The organism is Kitasatospora sp. NPDC056446 (assembly GCF_042796115.1).
Taxonomy (GTDB): Bacteria; Actinomycetota; Actinomycetes; order Streptomycetales; family Streptomycetaceae; genus Kitasatospora.
On the sequence record NZ_JBHTRF010000002.1, the window covers coordinates 241,570 to 253,359 of the forward strand.

6 protein-coding genes and 3 tRNA genes are annotated in these 11,790 nt (G+C 75.3%); 2 read left to right on the forward strand and 7 right to left on the reverse strand.

Annotated features, from left to right (window positions below):
- Complete coding sequence (locus ACFQ6N_RS02625; protein ID WP_380646368.1) at positions 1 to 207, reverse strand: hypothetical protein; 207 nt, start codon at positions 205 to 207, stop codon at positions 1 to 3.
- Positions 208 to 362: 155 nt separating this feature from the next.
- On the opposite strand from ACFQ6N_RS02625, the gene ACFQ6N_RS02630 reads away from it, so the two are divergent.
- Positions 363 to 1,319, forward strand: a complete 957-nt coding sequence (locus ACFQ6N_RS02630; protein ID WP_380646369.1) for an aldo/keto reductase — start codon at positions 363 to 365, stop codon at positions 1,317 to 1,319.
- 69 nt (positions 1,320 to 1,388) lie between these two features.
- On the opposite strand, the gene ACFQ6N_RS02635 is transcribed toward ACFQ6N_RS02630, so the two are convergent.
- The 6 genes from ACFQ6N_RS02635 to ACFQ6N_RS02660 form a co-directional block, all read right to left on the reverse strand.
- On the reverse strand, positions 1,389 to 2,420 hold the full coding sequence (locus tag ACFQ6N_RS02635; protein WP_380646370.1) for a C40 family peptidase: 1,032 nt from the start codon (positions 2,418 to 2,420) through the stop codon (positions 1,389 to 1,391).
- A complete protein-coding gene (locus ACFQ6N_RS02640; RefSeq protein ID WP_380646371.1) occupies positions 2,417 to 3,700 on the reverse strand; it encodes an SPFH domain-containing protein in 1,284 nt (427 codons plus the stop codon). The genes ACFQ6N_RS02635 and ACFQ6N_RS02640 overlap by 4 nt, the downstream gene beginning before the upstream one ends.
- A 193-nt stretch (positions 3,701 to 3,893) precedes the next feature.
- A complete protein-coding gene (locus tag ACFQ6N_RS02645) occupies positions 3,894 to 7,025 on the reverse strand; it encodes an Ig-like domain-containing protein (protein ID WP_380646372.1) in 3,132 nt (1,043 codons plus the stop codon).
- Between the two features lie 381 nt (positions 7,026 to 7,406).
- A tRNA-Arg gene (locus ACFQ6N_RS02650) sits at positions 7,407 to 7,479 on the reverse strand.
- Between the two features lie 31 nt (positions 7,480 to 7,510).
- Positions 7,511 to 7,586: transfer RNA gene (locus ACFQ6N_RS02655), tRNA-Arg, on the reverse strand.
- A 288-nt stretch (positions 7,587 to 7,874) separates the two neighbouring features.
- Positions 7,875 to 7,965 (reverse strand) — tRNA-Ser (locus ACFQ6N_RS02660).
- Positions 7,966 to 8,142: 177 nt separating this feature from the next.
- On the opposite strand from ACFQ6N_RS02660, the gene ACFQ6N_RS02665 reads away from it, so the two are divergent.
- Positions 8,143 to 11,751, forward strand: a complete 3,609-nt coding sequence (locus tag ACFQ6N_RS02665) for a PAS domain-containing protein (RefSeq protein WP_380646374.1) — start codon at positions 8,143 to 8,145, stop codon at positions 11,749 to 11,751.
- The last annotated feature ends 39 nt before the right edge of the window (positions 11,752 to 11,790 follow it).

Sequence of the window (11,790 nt, forward strand, 5' to 3'; positions counted from 1 at the left end):
TCACTTGACCGCCAGCCAGATGACGGCGCCCAGCACGACCAGCGCGACGACGGCGATCACCGCGACCATGCCGGTACGGTTGCCGCCGCCGCTGCTGCTGCGGCCGTAGGTGTTCACGTTGCCCGGCTCCTGGCGTGCCGGGGTCTCGTCGACGAACGCCCGGAACATCTGGGTGCTGCCGGCGGGGTCGTAGTCGTTGTCAGCCATGGCAGGGACTCTAACGAATCAGCCCACCTCAGGCACAGCCCGGACCCCCCTCGAAGGCCGCCGCACCACCCCGGCGTGCGACGGTGGTACGACAGGCTCGTGAACACCGCACGGCACGCGGAATGCCCCGCCGTGGAATCGGGTTGACTGCGACCATGACCGGAAACCACAGCCGGGTGAGCCTCGGCACCTCCGACCTGTCCGTCTTCCCGCTCTCCCTCGGAGGCAACGTCTTCGGCTGGACGGCCGACGAGCAGCAGTCCTTCTCCGTCCTGGACGCCTACGCGGCCGTCGGCGGCAACTTCGTCGACACCGCCGACGTCTACTCGGCCTGGGCCCCGGGCAACACCGGCGGCGAGTCGGAGACCGTCCTCGGCAACTGGCTGCGCAGCCGGGGCAACCGCGACGACGTGGTGATCGCCACCAAGGTCGGCATGCACCCGGAGGCGAGCGGCCTCGGCGCCGCCAACATCAAGGCCTCGGCCGAGGCCTCGCTGCGGCGCCTGGGCGTCGAGCGGATCGACCTGTACTACACCCACCGGGACGACGACACCCCGGTCGAGGAGTTCGTCACCGCCCTGGACGAGCTGGTCCGCGAGGGCAAGGTCCGGGCCGTCGCCGCCTCCAACATCAGCGCCGGGCGGCTGTCCGAGGCGCTGGCCTTCGCCGACCGGGAGGGCCTGACGAAGTACGTCGCCGTCCAGCCGCACTACAACCTGGTCTCGCGCGACACCTTCGAGGGCCCGCTGGCCGACGTGGTCGCCGAGCACGGTCTGGCCACCGTCCCGTACTACGCGCTGGCCTCCGGCTTCCTGACCGGCAAGTACCGCCCGGGCGGCCCGGGCGTGGACAGCGCCCGCGCCGAGGGCGCCGCCCGCTACCTCGCGGAGCCGCGCGGCCCCAGGGTCCTGGAGGCGCTGGACACCGTCGCCGCCGAGCACCGGGCCGAGCCCGCGACCGTCGCCCTGGCCTGGCTCACCGCCCGCCCCACCGTCGCCGCCCCGATCGCCAGCGCCCGCACCGTCGAGCAGCTCCCGCCGCTGCTGGCCGGCGCCGCGCTGAAGCTCACCCCGGAGCAGACCGCGCTGCTGGACGCCGCGTCCGCCTCGTGAGCACCGGCCCCGGCACGCGACCGGGCCCCGACAGCGCGGTGCTGTCGGGGCCCGGTCGCGTGCGCGGTGCTACGGCCGCCCGAAGTGGGTCGGGTAGTAGCCGGGGTTGAGGGTCGAGACCCGGACGGTCTTGCCCGGCCGGGGCGCCTCCACGAACGTGCCGCCGCCCAGGTATATCCCCACGTGGTGGATCCCCGAGGCACGGCCGCTGTCCGACCAGAAGACCAGGTCGCCGCGGCGCAGCTGCCCCGCGCTGATCGGCGTGGTCGCCGCGTACTGGTCGTCGGCCACCCGCGGCAGGCTTATCCCCGCCCGCCGGTAGGCCTGCTGCACCAGCCCCGAGCAGTCGTAGCCGGACGGGCCGTTGCCGCCCCAGACGTACGGCTTGCCCAGCTGGGCGAGCGCGTAGTCGAGGGCCGCCTCCTTGCTCCCGGCGGCCGGCGCCGCGTCCGAGGACGGCCGGCTCACGGGCTGGGCGGGGGCCGGGGCCGAGCCGCCGCCGGACTGCCCGGTGCGGTTCAGGTAGACGTCGTGGTGGCTGGTCCAGCGCCACTCACCGCTGCCGTTCTTGAACCAGTACTTGGACCCGTCCCACCCCTGGCGCATCCCACCGGAGGACGCCGGGCCGTTGGAGACGGCCTTGGCGGCGGAGCCGCCCGAACCGGTGGAACCGCCGGAGCCCCCCGACTGGCCGGCCCGACCGGCGTAGACGTCGTAGTGGCTGGTCCAGCGCCACTCGCCGGCGCCGTTCTTGAACCAGTACTTCGACCCGTCCCACCCCTGCTTCCCGGCCGCGGCCTGCGCGGATCCGGCACCGGCCGTCAGGCCGACCACCCCGGCGCCCGCCAGCACGGTGGTCGCCAGGCAGGTGCTCCGCACGGCGCGGTGTATTCGGCTGCCGCCGGCCACCGCGGCGGAGCGGGCGGTGCGCGGCCGGGGCGCGCAGTTCGGGCAGCCGCAGCCCGCGATCGCGGGGATGCTGCCGAGGCGCTCCTCGAAGCCGATCAGACCGGGATCCCCGTCGAGACCGCCTGAGTCGGCAGAACCGACGGAGCCGGCTGTGACGACGGGTTCGGCGTACGTGCCGGTGGCTATCCTCATGCGGGTCGTCCTTCCTTCCGCCCGGCGCGGGCGGCCGGGGACGGTACCGAAGCGGCCACTCCGGCCGGGGCTACGAAGGCGACCAGCAGCTGCTCCATCAGCGCGCTGCGGGCGGCCTCGTCCAGTTCGTGCGCGGTCGCCCGCTCCAGCCGGCGGACGGCGAGCGCCGCGGCCTCCACCGCGTCGTCCACCAGGACGGTCCGCAGGCCCGCGTCCAGGTCGGCCAGCCGGCGGCGGCGCATCGACTCGGCGACCTCGGGCGCGTAGTCGAGTCCCAGCGGCTGTGCCGAGTACACCTCCAGGCCCGCCGGGGCGACCTCGGCGGCCAGCGCCCTGGTCATCTCGTCGGCGAACCACTGGCCGTCGCGCAGCGCGGGCCCGGGCGCCGCGTTGCTGTCGCAGGGCAGGGTGGACGCCGTCCGGGTGAGCACCGCCTGGACCTGCTCGCGCAGGTAGCCCTCGTGGTCCTCGATCGCCAGCAGCGCCCGCGCGGTGTCCTTGACCCGCCAGACGATCAGCAGCCGGACCACGATCGGCGTGCCGGTCCGGTCGACCGCCTTCACCGACTCGCTGCGCCAGTGCCGCAGCCGGACGTCCACCCGGCGGCGGCGCAGCAGCGGGTTGACCCAGACCAGGCCGGTCCGGCGGACGGTGCCCCGGTAGCGGCCCCAGCGGGTCAGCACCCGGGTCTCGCCGCCCGCGTTGGCGAGCAGCCCGGCGAGCGTGAGGACCACCAGCAGGCCGGCCGCACCGGCCGCGGCGATCGACGGGGCGTCCACCTCCGGCCGTCCGCTCGCCCGCGCGGCGGTGTCGCGCAGGTCGGGCAGCACGTCCCAGTGCGGGATGACGCCGGTGCGCAGCAGCACGAACAGGGCGCCGGCCAGTCCGAGCAGCACCACCAGCAGGGCGACCCAGCCGGGCAGCGAGGCGGCGGAGTGCTCCCGCAGCGCCTGGTCGGCGCGCGGGGGCCGCCGGGAGGTGGCGGCGGCGGGGGCCCCGATCCGGGTGGCCTCCAGGAGGTCGACGGTCTCCTGCGACGCCGTCTCCAGCGGGTCGCGCAGGTCCGCCGGACCGACGGACGACGGGCCGGGGACGACGGCCAGCGGGGTGGTCGCCGGCCCGCTGTCGGCCGGGCCGACCGGCTTGACGGTCTTGGCCGTCGTGACGGCCCCGACTCTGGCCAGCGGGCTGGCGCCGGAGGCGGAACGTTCCGGCAAGGCCGGTGGGAGCGCCTTGGGCAGGTTCTCGGGTCGCTGCGAAGAATCGCGGGTGACGTCCATGCACGGATCCTCTGGGTCGGTGTGTCGCGCAACGGGCGGCCCGGATCTGACGGGCAGTGCCAGGGTCAGGCTAAGTTCATACGTCATCAAATGCGACATTTGAGTGGAGGTGTGTCGACATTTACTGACGAATCATCCAAAGCCGACCTGACGCGCAGGCACATGAACGGGTGGACAGGGCAGTCGGCGCAGGTCAGCGCCGTCGAGCACCGGGAACACGGGCGAACACCCGACGGGTGATCAGGCCGATCCCGGTGAGTACCAGCAGGATTCCGGCGACTCCTCCGCGCCAGCCGGTCTCCCCGGGCCGACCGGACGCACCCGGCGAGGTCTCCGCCGGTGGCACGGGCAGCGGCCGGGCGACGCGCTCGGCGGACCCGACGGCTTCGGCCGGTTCGGCCGGTTCGGCCGGCGACGGCCCACCGGTCGTGGCGACGGCAGCGGGAGTCGGGGGTGCGGTCGCGGTCGCGGTCGCGGAGGCGGAAGCGGTCACAGCAGTCGGGGCAGTCGGAACGACGGATGTGGCGGACGCGGAGGAAGCGGAGGAAGCAGGGGACGCGGAAGGCGCGGGGGGTGTGGGGGGTGTGGGGGGTGTGGAGGCCACCGACGCGACCGGCCCCGGCTTCCCGGCCCCCGACGGAACCGCCGTCGGGGCGGGTGCCACCGGCCGGACGGTCACCGGAGGAACGGTGACCGGCAGCACGGGCACCTCCCCGACGGACGGACTCGACACCCGACCCGGGCTCGGGCTCGCACTCGGGCTCGGCTTCGCAGAGCCCGACGAGGCCGCCGACGGATCGGACTTCACCGGACTCGGCGTCACCGGCGGTGTGACCACCGGCGCTGCGACCACCGGCGGTACGGGAATCGGCAGCACCCCCGGCGGAACCGGCACCAGCACCGGCACCTCCGGCGCGGCCGGACTCGGAACGGCCTCCGAAGCAGACGCGGCCGGACTCGGTACGGCCGATGCCGAGACCGAAGCCGATGCCGACGCCGATGCCGGGGCGGACCCGGACGCCGCAGCCGACGGGCCGGCCACCACAGAAGCGGAGGCCGACGCCACCGGGCTCGGCACTACGGGGCTCGGCGCCACCGAGCTCGACGCCACCGAGCTCGGCATCGCCGGACTCGACACCGCCGGGCTCGACGCCACCGGACTCGGCACCGCCGACGCGGTCGCCCCCGAGGTGGGCACCGCAGCCGCGGTCGCGACCCTCACCCGCACCGGCTCCGCCGAGGTCCCGTTCCCGGCCGGGTCCGTGGCCGTGACGGTCAGCCACTGGTCCCCGTCCGTCAGGTCCCGGTTGGCGGTGCAGCTCCAGCTCCCGTCGAGCGCCGCCGTCGTCCCGCACAGCACCGTCCGCTGGTCCGAGCCGGGGGCCGAGGCCGCCGTCACCAGCACGTTGCTGCCCGGCTCCGCCCGCCCGGCGAGCTTGGGTCGGCTGACCCGCAGGGTCTCCCCCGGGGCCGGCGAGCCGAGCACCGGCCGGTCCGGCGGGACGGTGTCCACCGTCAGGGTGACCGGCTGTCCCGTCGTCCGGTTGCCCGCCCCGTCGACCGCGACCGGGGTGAGCAGGTGCTTCCCGTCCGCCAGGTTCTCGACCGGCAGGCAGGACCACTCGCCGCCCGGCGGCACCGCCGTGCTGCACAGTTCGCCGCCCGGGGAGCGGTCGGTGACCGAGACGGTGCTGCCCGCGTCGCCGGTGCCGGTGAGCTGGAGCCCGGGGTCGTTGGTGTAGGCGGGGAGGGTGAGTGCGGGGGCGGCCGGCGGCGCGGTCTTCACCGTGACCTTGACCGCCTCGCCGCGCAGCACCACGCCGCCGCTGGTGGTCTCCACGGGGGTGAAGCTGTGCCGCCCCGCGGTGAGCGGCGCGGCGGGGCGGCAGGACCAGGCGCCGCCGCGCACGACCTTGGCCTTGCAGATCGCGCTGTCGTCCTCCCGGACCTCCACGGTGGCCCCGGCCACCGCGCCCTCGCCGCTGATCTCCGGGCGGGCGTCGGAGAGGACGCTGCCGTCGACCGGTTCGGCGATCTCGGGCCGGGAGGCGCCGACGGCCAGCTTGATCCGCTGGTCGGAGACCTGCCCGGAGTCGGCGAAGCCGCCGGAGGAGACGAGTTGGCTGGTGTCGCGGCCGATCCGCAGCCGGGCCCAGGTCTCGCCCGAGGCGGCACCGGCCGGGACGGTCCACTCCAGGGTGGCGGTGTCGGCGCCGGCCGGGACCTCGGTCTGGACCCGCTCGGCGGGTTCGAACCGGCCGGTGTGCGCGAAGTCGATCCAGCCGGCCAGGGTGGCGGGCTGGTCGCCCACCGCGACCGGGACGGTCAGCCGGTAGTAGCGGCCGATCGCGGCCTCGGTGGGGAAGCCGAGCGACGGGTCGGCGCCCTGGTACTCGCCGCGGCCGGGCTGGAGCTTGGGCGGCGGCGGGCCCGCGAAGGGGCTGCGCAGGGCCGCGCCGTGGTCGAGCCTGATCAGCGGTTCGTCGCCGACCGCCCCGGCGGAGCGCTCCCGGGCGCGCCGTGACGGGTCGGCCGCGTCCGCTCCGAGGAAGAGGTCGGAGACGATGTGCGAGGCGTTGCCGTAGGCCTGCGGCGCGGTGCCGAGGTCCTCGTCGACGGTGACGGTGTAGGCCTGGCGCAGGACGGGCGGCGCGGTGGTGCTGCCGGCCCGGGCGGTGGAGCGCTGCTCCACCCGGAACACGGCGGTGCGGAAGGTCCCGGCGAGTTCCAGGGAGCCCTCGGCGGCGGAGCCGGGCGCGCCGTCGGAGGCGCCGTCCCGGCCCGTGGGGGCGAGGGTGTTGCCGTCGACCGTCCAGCCGGGCCAGTCGGTGCGGTTGACCAGGACGGGGGCGGCGGGCGAGCCACCGGTGAGGGTCAGCCGGGCCGCGGTGGCGGTGGTACCGGATTTCCCGGTGGCGAGCGCGGCGAGTCCGCTGAGGTGCAGCCGGGGATTGCGGACCGGCCGGGAGAATGTCAGCCGGAGCGTTCCGGTGGTGCGCCAGGAACCATCCGTCTGCGGACGGTCCTGGGCGAGTTCGAAGGTCTGCGCGGAGTCTCCGGGGTGCATTCCGTCCGCGTAGAGCGCGGCGGGACGCCCCCCGCCGGAACGGTCCGCCAATTCGCCGGATCCGGCGGTGACGCCCACCCCGGGAGAGGCGTCGAAATCGATCCGCGCGGAGAGTCCGGAGGGCAGCACGGCCCGGTGCTCCGCCGACCAGGCGTCAGGGGACTGCTGGGCCGCCGTGGGCGGGGCGTTCCAGCCGGCCAGCAGCCCGGTCGTGAGGACGACCAGGGCGGCAGCGGTGCGGGGAAGCTGTCGGTTCATCCGGCTCTCCTTCGCGGTCGGCTGCCGGAGTGGCGGGCAGTCTTGGCACAAGATCCGACAAAAAGGAATCACGATCCTGCGCCGGTCATACTGCGACACCTGGGCTTTTGGCCGTGTCCCACCCGTTCGGCGGTCATCCGGGCGGCAGGACGGGATGTACCCGAAACGGCTGCATTTCATCCATTAGGCGCCAATCGACACCACCCGAACGGACGCGGGAATGGGAATTCCCGAACAATCCGGCGGACACCAGCGTCCGGTACCTGACCATTCACCGGGGCGCTCTGTTCGAATCGTCCACCCGCTCGGCGGGGGCGGGACGGGCACGGTGGCCGGGAAAACGGAGAAGCCCCCGGCCGATGGCCGGGGGCTTCTCTTCGGTGCGCTCAGCAGGATTCGAACCTGCAACCTCTTGATCCGTAGTCAAGTGCTCTATCCGTTGAGCTATGAGCGCAAGGAACGGGCGAACCCGATCTTGCGGTGGTTGGTGCGCTCAGCAGGATTCGAACCTGCAACCTCTTGATCCGTAGTCAAGTGCTCTATCCGTTGAGCTATGAGCGCTCGCCCCGGTGAACCGTGCCGCCGGGGCGTTGCGGGGACAACATTACATGACCTGCGACGTGGGGCGAAATCGATTGCCCCGGGGCCCCGCCCGGCCCCGTTCCGCGCCCGTTCGACAGCCGTTCCACCGCAGGCCGCCCGGCCCCTGCTCCGACCGCTGCCCCGACCACTGCCCCGGAGCCGGCCCGCCCCCGCCCCAGCCCCCGGCCCGGACCACCCCGGGCCGCCCGGCCCCGGGAACGCGAAGAGCCCCCGTCGACGAGATCGTCGACGGGGGCTCCCGGCAAGCGGAGGCTGAGGGATTTGAACCCTCGATCAGGAATAACCCCGAAACCGCATTAGCAGTGCGGCGCCATAGACCGGACTAGGCGAAGCCTCCCCACATGGAGCGTCCCCGCGCGAGCGGACCCGTTCCGTGTGTCAGTGATGATGCCACAACCGTGGGGCTCGGCACCAACCACCGCCAACGTTACTAGGCGGGTCGTCCCCGCCGCAAAGAAGAATGAGATACTGCCGTCTCCGGAGGAGCTGCCCCGAGCCGAGGAGACCTGTCGACGTGAGCAGCAGGCCGATCCGAGGCGCTGCTCGCCTCGCCGCCATACTCGACGCCCTGCCCGACGCGCTGCTGCTGGTGAACAGCAACGGCACCGTCGTGGACGCCAACAACGCGGCGGTCCAGGCCTTGCAGGCACCGGGCACCTCACTGGTCGGCATGGGCCTGCTGGGCCTGCTCCCCGAGTTCGACCCCAGCCGGATCCCCGGTTCGATGCGCCCGGCCACCCGTGACGGCGACGCCCTCGACCGCCCGGTCCGGATGACCGCCCACCGCACCGACGGCACCACCTTCCCGGTCGAGGTCTCCGGCAACGACTTCGCCGACGACAACGACAGCGGCCGCGGCTACGCGCTCTCCCCGCTCGTCCCGTACGACCCGTACCGCGAGGGCTCCCGCTCGCCGTCCTCCTCCGACCTGCTCCTGCTGCTGGTCCGCGACCTCTCCGGCCGGCTCGGCGTCGAGGCCGAGCTGCGCCGCCAGCACAAGCAGACCGAGATGATCCTGCGCGCCGCCGCCGAGGGCGTGCTCGGCGTGGACCTCGAAGGCCGCTGCGTGCTGGTCAACCCGGCCGCCGCGCACATCCTGGAGTACCGGGCGAGCGAGCTGGGCGGGCGCGAGCTGCACCCGCTGATCCAGCACTCCCGGGCCGACGGCACCCCGCTGGCGCTGGAGGAGTCCGCGCTGCTGGACACCCTGACCTCCGGGCGCAAGCACCGGGTGCGCGGCACCGTGCTGTGGCGCAAGGACGGCCGGCCGGTCACCGTCGACCTCACCACCGCCCCCGTCCGGGACGGCGACCAACTGGTCGGCGCGGTGATGACCTTCACCGACCGCAGCCGCGAACTCGCCCTGGTCGCCCGCAACGAGCACCTCACCGCCGTCCTGGAGAGCGAGCTGGGCGGCGCGCTGAACGCGCTGAACCAGCGGCTGGACGCGCTCGCCGCCGACCCGGCCGGACAGCTCTGGCCGGAGGCCAACTGGACGCTGCGCCGGCTCGCCGCCGAGTGCCGCCGCTTCGGGAAGCTGATCGACGGGGTCCTCGACCACCAGCGCTGCGAGGCCGGCGAGAACGGCGCGGCGGAGGCCAGGGACGGCAAGGACTCCGGCGACACCAAGGAGCCCGCGGACGGCAAGGGTTCCGGCGACGGCCGGGACCGCAAGGACGGCGGCGACGCCAAGGACGCCAAGGGCCGGCGCAAGGCCGCGGCCCAGGTGCCGGTCGCCCTGGACAAGGTGGTCCGCCGGGCCGTCGAGGAGGCCGGCGAGCTGGTCGGCCCGGGCCGGGTGCGGTTCTCGGTGCACGCCGCCGCGGTCGAGGTGATCGCCGACGAACGGCGGCTCGCCCAGGCGCTGGCCCACCTGGTCGCCGACGTCAGCGGCGTCGGCTTCGACCTGGACGCCCCCGCCGCCTCCTCCCCCGGGCTGGCCGTCCCCGGCCTGACCGGTGGTTCGTCACCCGCGCTGCCGGCCGCCCCCGAACCGCCGACCGTCGTCCTGGCCGCCGCCCAGCGCGGCGAGGTCGCCCGGGTCGAGATCCGCGGCCCCGGTGTCGGCGGCAGCGCCGTCCACCTGCCGATAGCCCGCGCGGTGGTCGAGCGCCACGGCGGTGTGCTCCAGCCGCACGAGCTGCCCGGCAAGGCCGGCACCACGTACGTCGTCGAGCTGCCGCTGGACCCGGCCGCCGCGAAGGCCGCCGCCGAGCGCGCCTCCGTCGAGGGCCGTTCCGACCGGCCCAAGGAGACCGACAGCGCCGTCCTCCCCGAGCTGCCGGGCATCCCCCAGCTGCCCAGCAGCAGCGAGGCCGCCGAACCCGCCGCGGCCGGCGGACGGCCCGACCGCAAGGCCCCGGAAGCCCGGCCGGAACCCGCCGAGGAGGCCCCCGCGGCCGAGCGGCGGGGCCGTCGCGGCCGACCGGCCGTCGAGGCCCCGGCACCCGTCGCGCCCGCACCGCCCACCGCACCGCCCGCCGCACCGGACGTTCCCGCCGACCAGTGGCCGAACGCCCCCGCCCGGGTCGAGCGGGCCGTCCCCGAGCAGTGGAACGGCACCGGCAACGACGCCGCGTACGGCCGTCAGGGCCTGGCCGGCCCGGACGGCGCGCAGACCGACCCGTGGGGCAAGGACGACGGCCGCTCCGGCCCCGCCTACGCCGTGCCCGTCGGGGGCGAGCGGGCCCAGCAGCAGAGCCGGCCCGGTGGCCGCGAGCCGCTCGCGCTCGGCCCGGCCCCCTCGGCCCCGACCGTCGACGGCACCCCGCCGGGGGGCACGCCGACCGCCGGGACCGCCACCGCCGGAGCCGCCCCGGAGGAGACCGCGGGCGATGCCAAGCCCCGTCGGCGCCGGGCCCTCCCCTCCGCCGAGGACTCCTCCGGCGGCTTCGCCCTGCCCGGGACGACCGACACCCCGGCGTACCCCGGTCTGGAGCACGCCCTGCCGGCCGGCCCCGCGCCCGCGCTGCCCGAGCCGGCCACCGCGCCGACCGGACGCCGCCGCCGGCTGGCCGTCCCGCCGGGGCCCGGCCCGGACGCGCCGGTGGGCGCCACCGGTCCGTCCGACCACGCCGATCATTCCGATCACGCCGCCCCTGCCGGCCATGCCGGACACGCCGGTCACACCGACCACACCGGTCCGGACGCGGGTGCCCCCGGCAGCGCACCGGTGCCCGTCCGGGCCGCGCTGCCCGCCGCCGAGGACCCGTCGGGCCCGCGCCCGGTCGGCACCGGCCTGGGCGAGCTCGCCCCGCCGCGTCCGCTCGGCAACCAGCCGACGGCCGCCGCCCCGGCCGAGCCCCGCACCTCCCCGCGCCCGATGGCCGAACTCCCCGCCGCCGGGGACCGGCCCGCCGAGCAGCCGTCCGCCGTCGGCGGCGAGCTGGCCAACACCCGCCGGCTGCTGGTCTGGCCGGAGCCGGACCCGGCCACCAAGCAGGCCCTCCAGGCGCGCGGCTACCTGCCCGTGATCGTCAGTTCCCGCGAGGAGGTCGACGCCCAGGTCTCCGGCTTCCCCGCCGCCCTCTTCGTCGACCCGCTGACCGGCCCGATCACCCGGACCGCGCTCCAGTCGCTGCGCACCGCGGCGCTCAACCGCCGTGTCCCGGTGCTGGTCACCGCCGGCCTCGGCCAGGCCACCCGGGACGCCGCGTACGGCGCCGACCCGGCGGTGCTGCTGCGCGCCCTCGCGCCCCGCGACGGCGAGCACCACGCCCCGCGGGTACTGCTGGTCGAGGGCGACCCGGACATCGCCGCCGCCATGATCAGCAGCCTGGAGCGGCGCGGCATGCACGTCGAGCACGCGGTGGACGAGAACGACGCCGTGGCCCGGGCCAGCAGCGTCCAGCCCAACCTGGTGGTGATGGACCTGCTCCAGATCCGCCGCCGCCGGGTCGGCCTGCTGGACTGGCTGCGCGCCAACGACCGGCTGCACCGCACCCCGCTGGTGGTCTACACCTCGGTGGACCTCGACCCGCGCGAACTGCCCCGGCTGCGCACCGGCGAGACGGTGCTGTTCCTCGCCGAGCGCTCCACCAGCGAGGACGTCCAGGGCCGGATCGTCGACCTGCTCGGGCGGATCGGCACGATGGGCGAAGCGGGCGTCGCCGCCGCGGGCTGAAGCACCGGAAGGGCCGGCCGCCCCCGTTCCGTACGGGGG

Coding starts and splice junctions, on each gene's coding strand:
- ACFQ6N_RS02625 (WP_380646368.1), bottom strand. CDS start 207: ATGGCTGACAACGACTACGACCCCGCCGGCAGCACCCAGATGTTCCGG.
- ACFQ6N_RS02630 (WP_380646369.1), top strand. CDS start 363: ATGACCGGAAACCACAGCCGGGTGAGCCTCGGCACCTCCGACCTGTCC.
- ACFQ6N_RS02635 (WP_380646370.1), bottom strand. CDS start 2,420: ATGAGGATAGCCACCGGCACGTACGCCGAACCCGTCGTCACAGCCGGC.
- ACFQ6N_RS02640 (WP_380646371.1), bottom strand. CDS start 3,700: ATGGACGTCACCCGCGATTCTTCGCAGCGACCCGAGAACCTGCCCAAG.
- ACFQ6N_RS02645 (WP_380646372.1), bottom strand. CDS start 7,025: ATGAACCGACAGCTTCCCCGCACCGCTGCCGCCCTGGTCGTCCTCACG.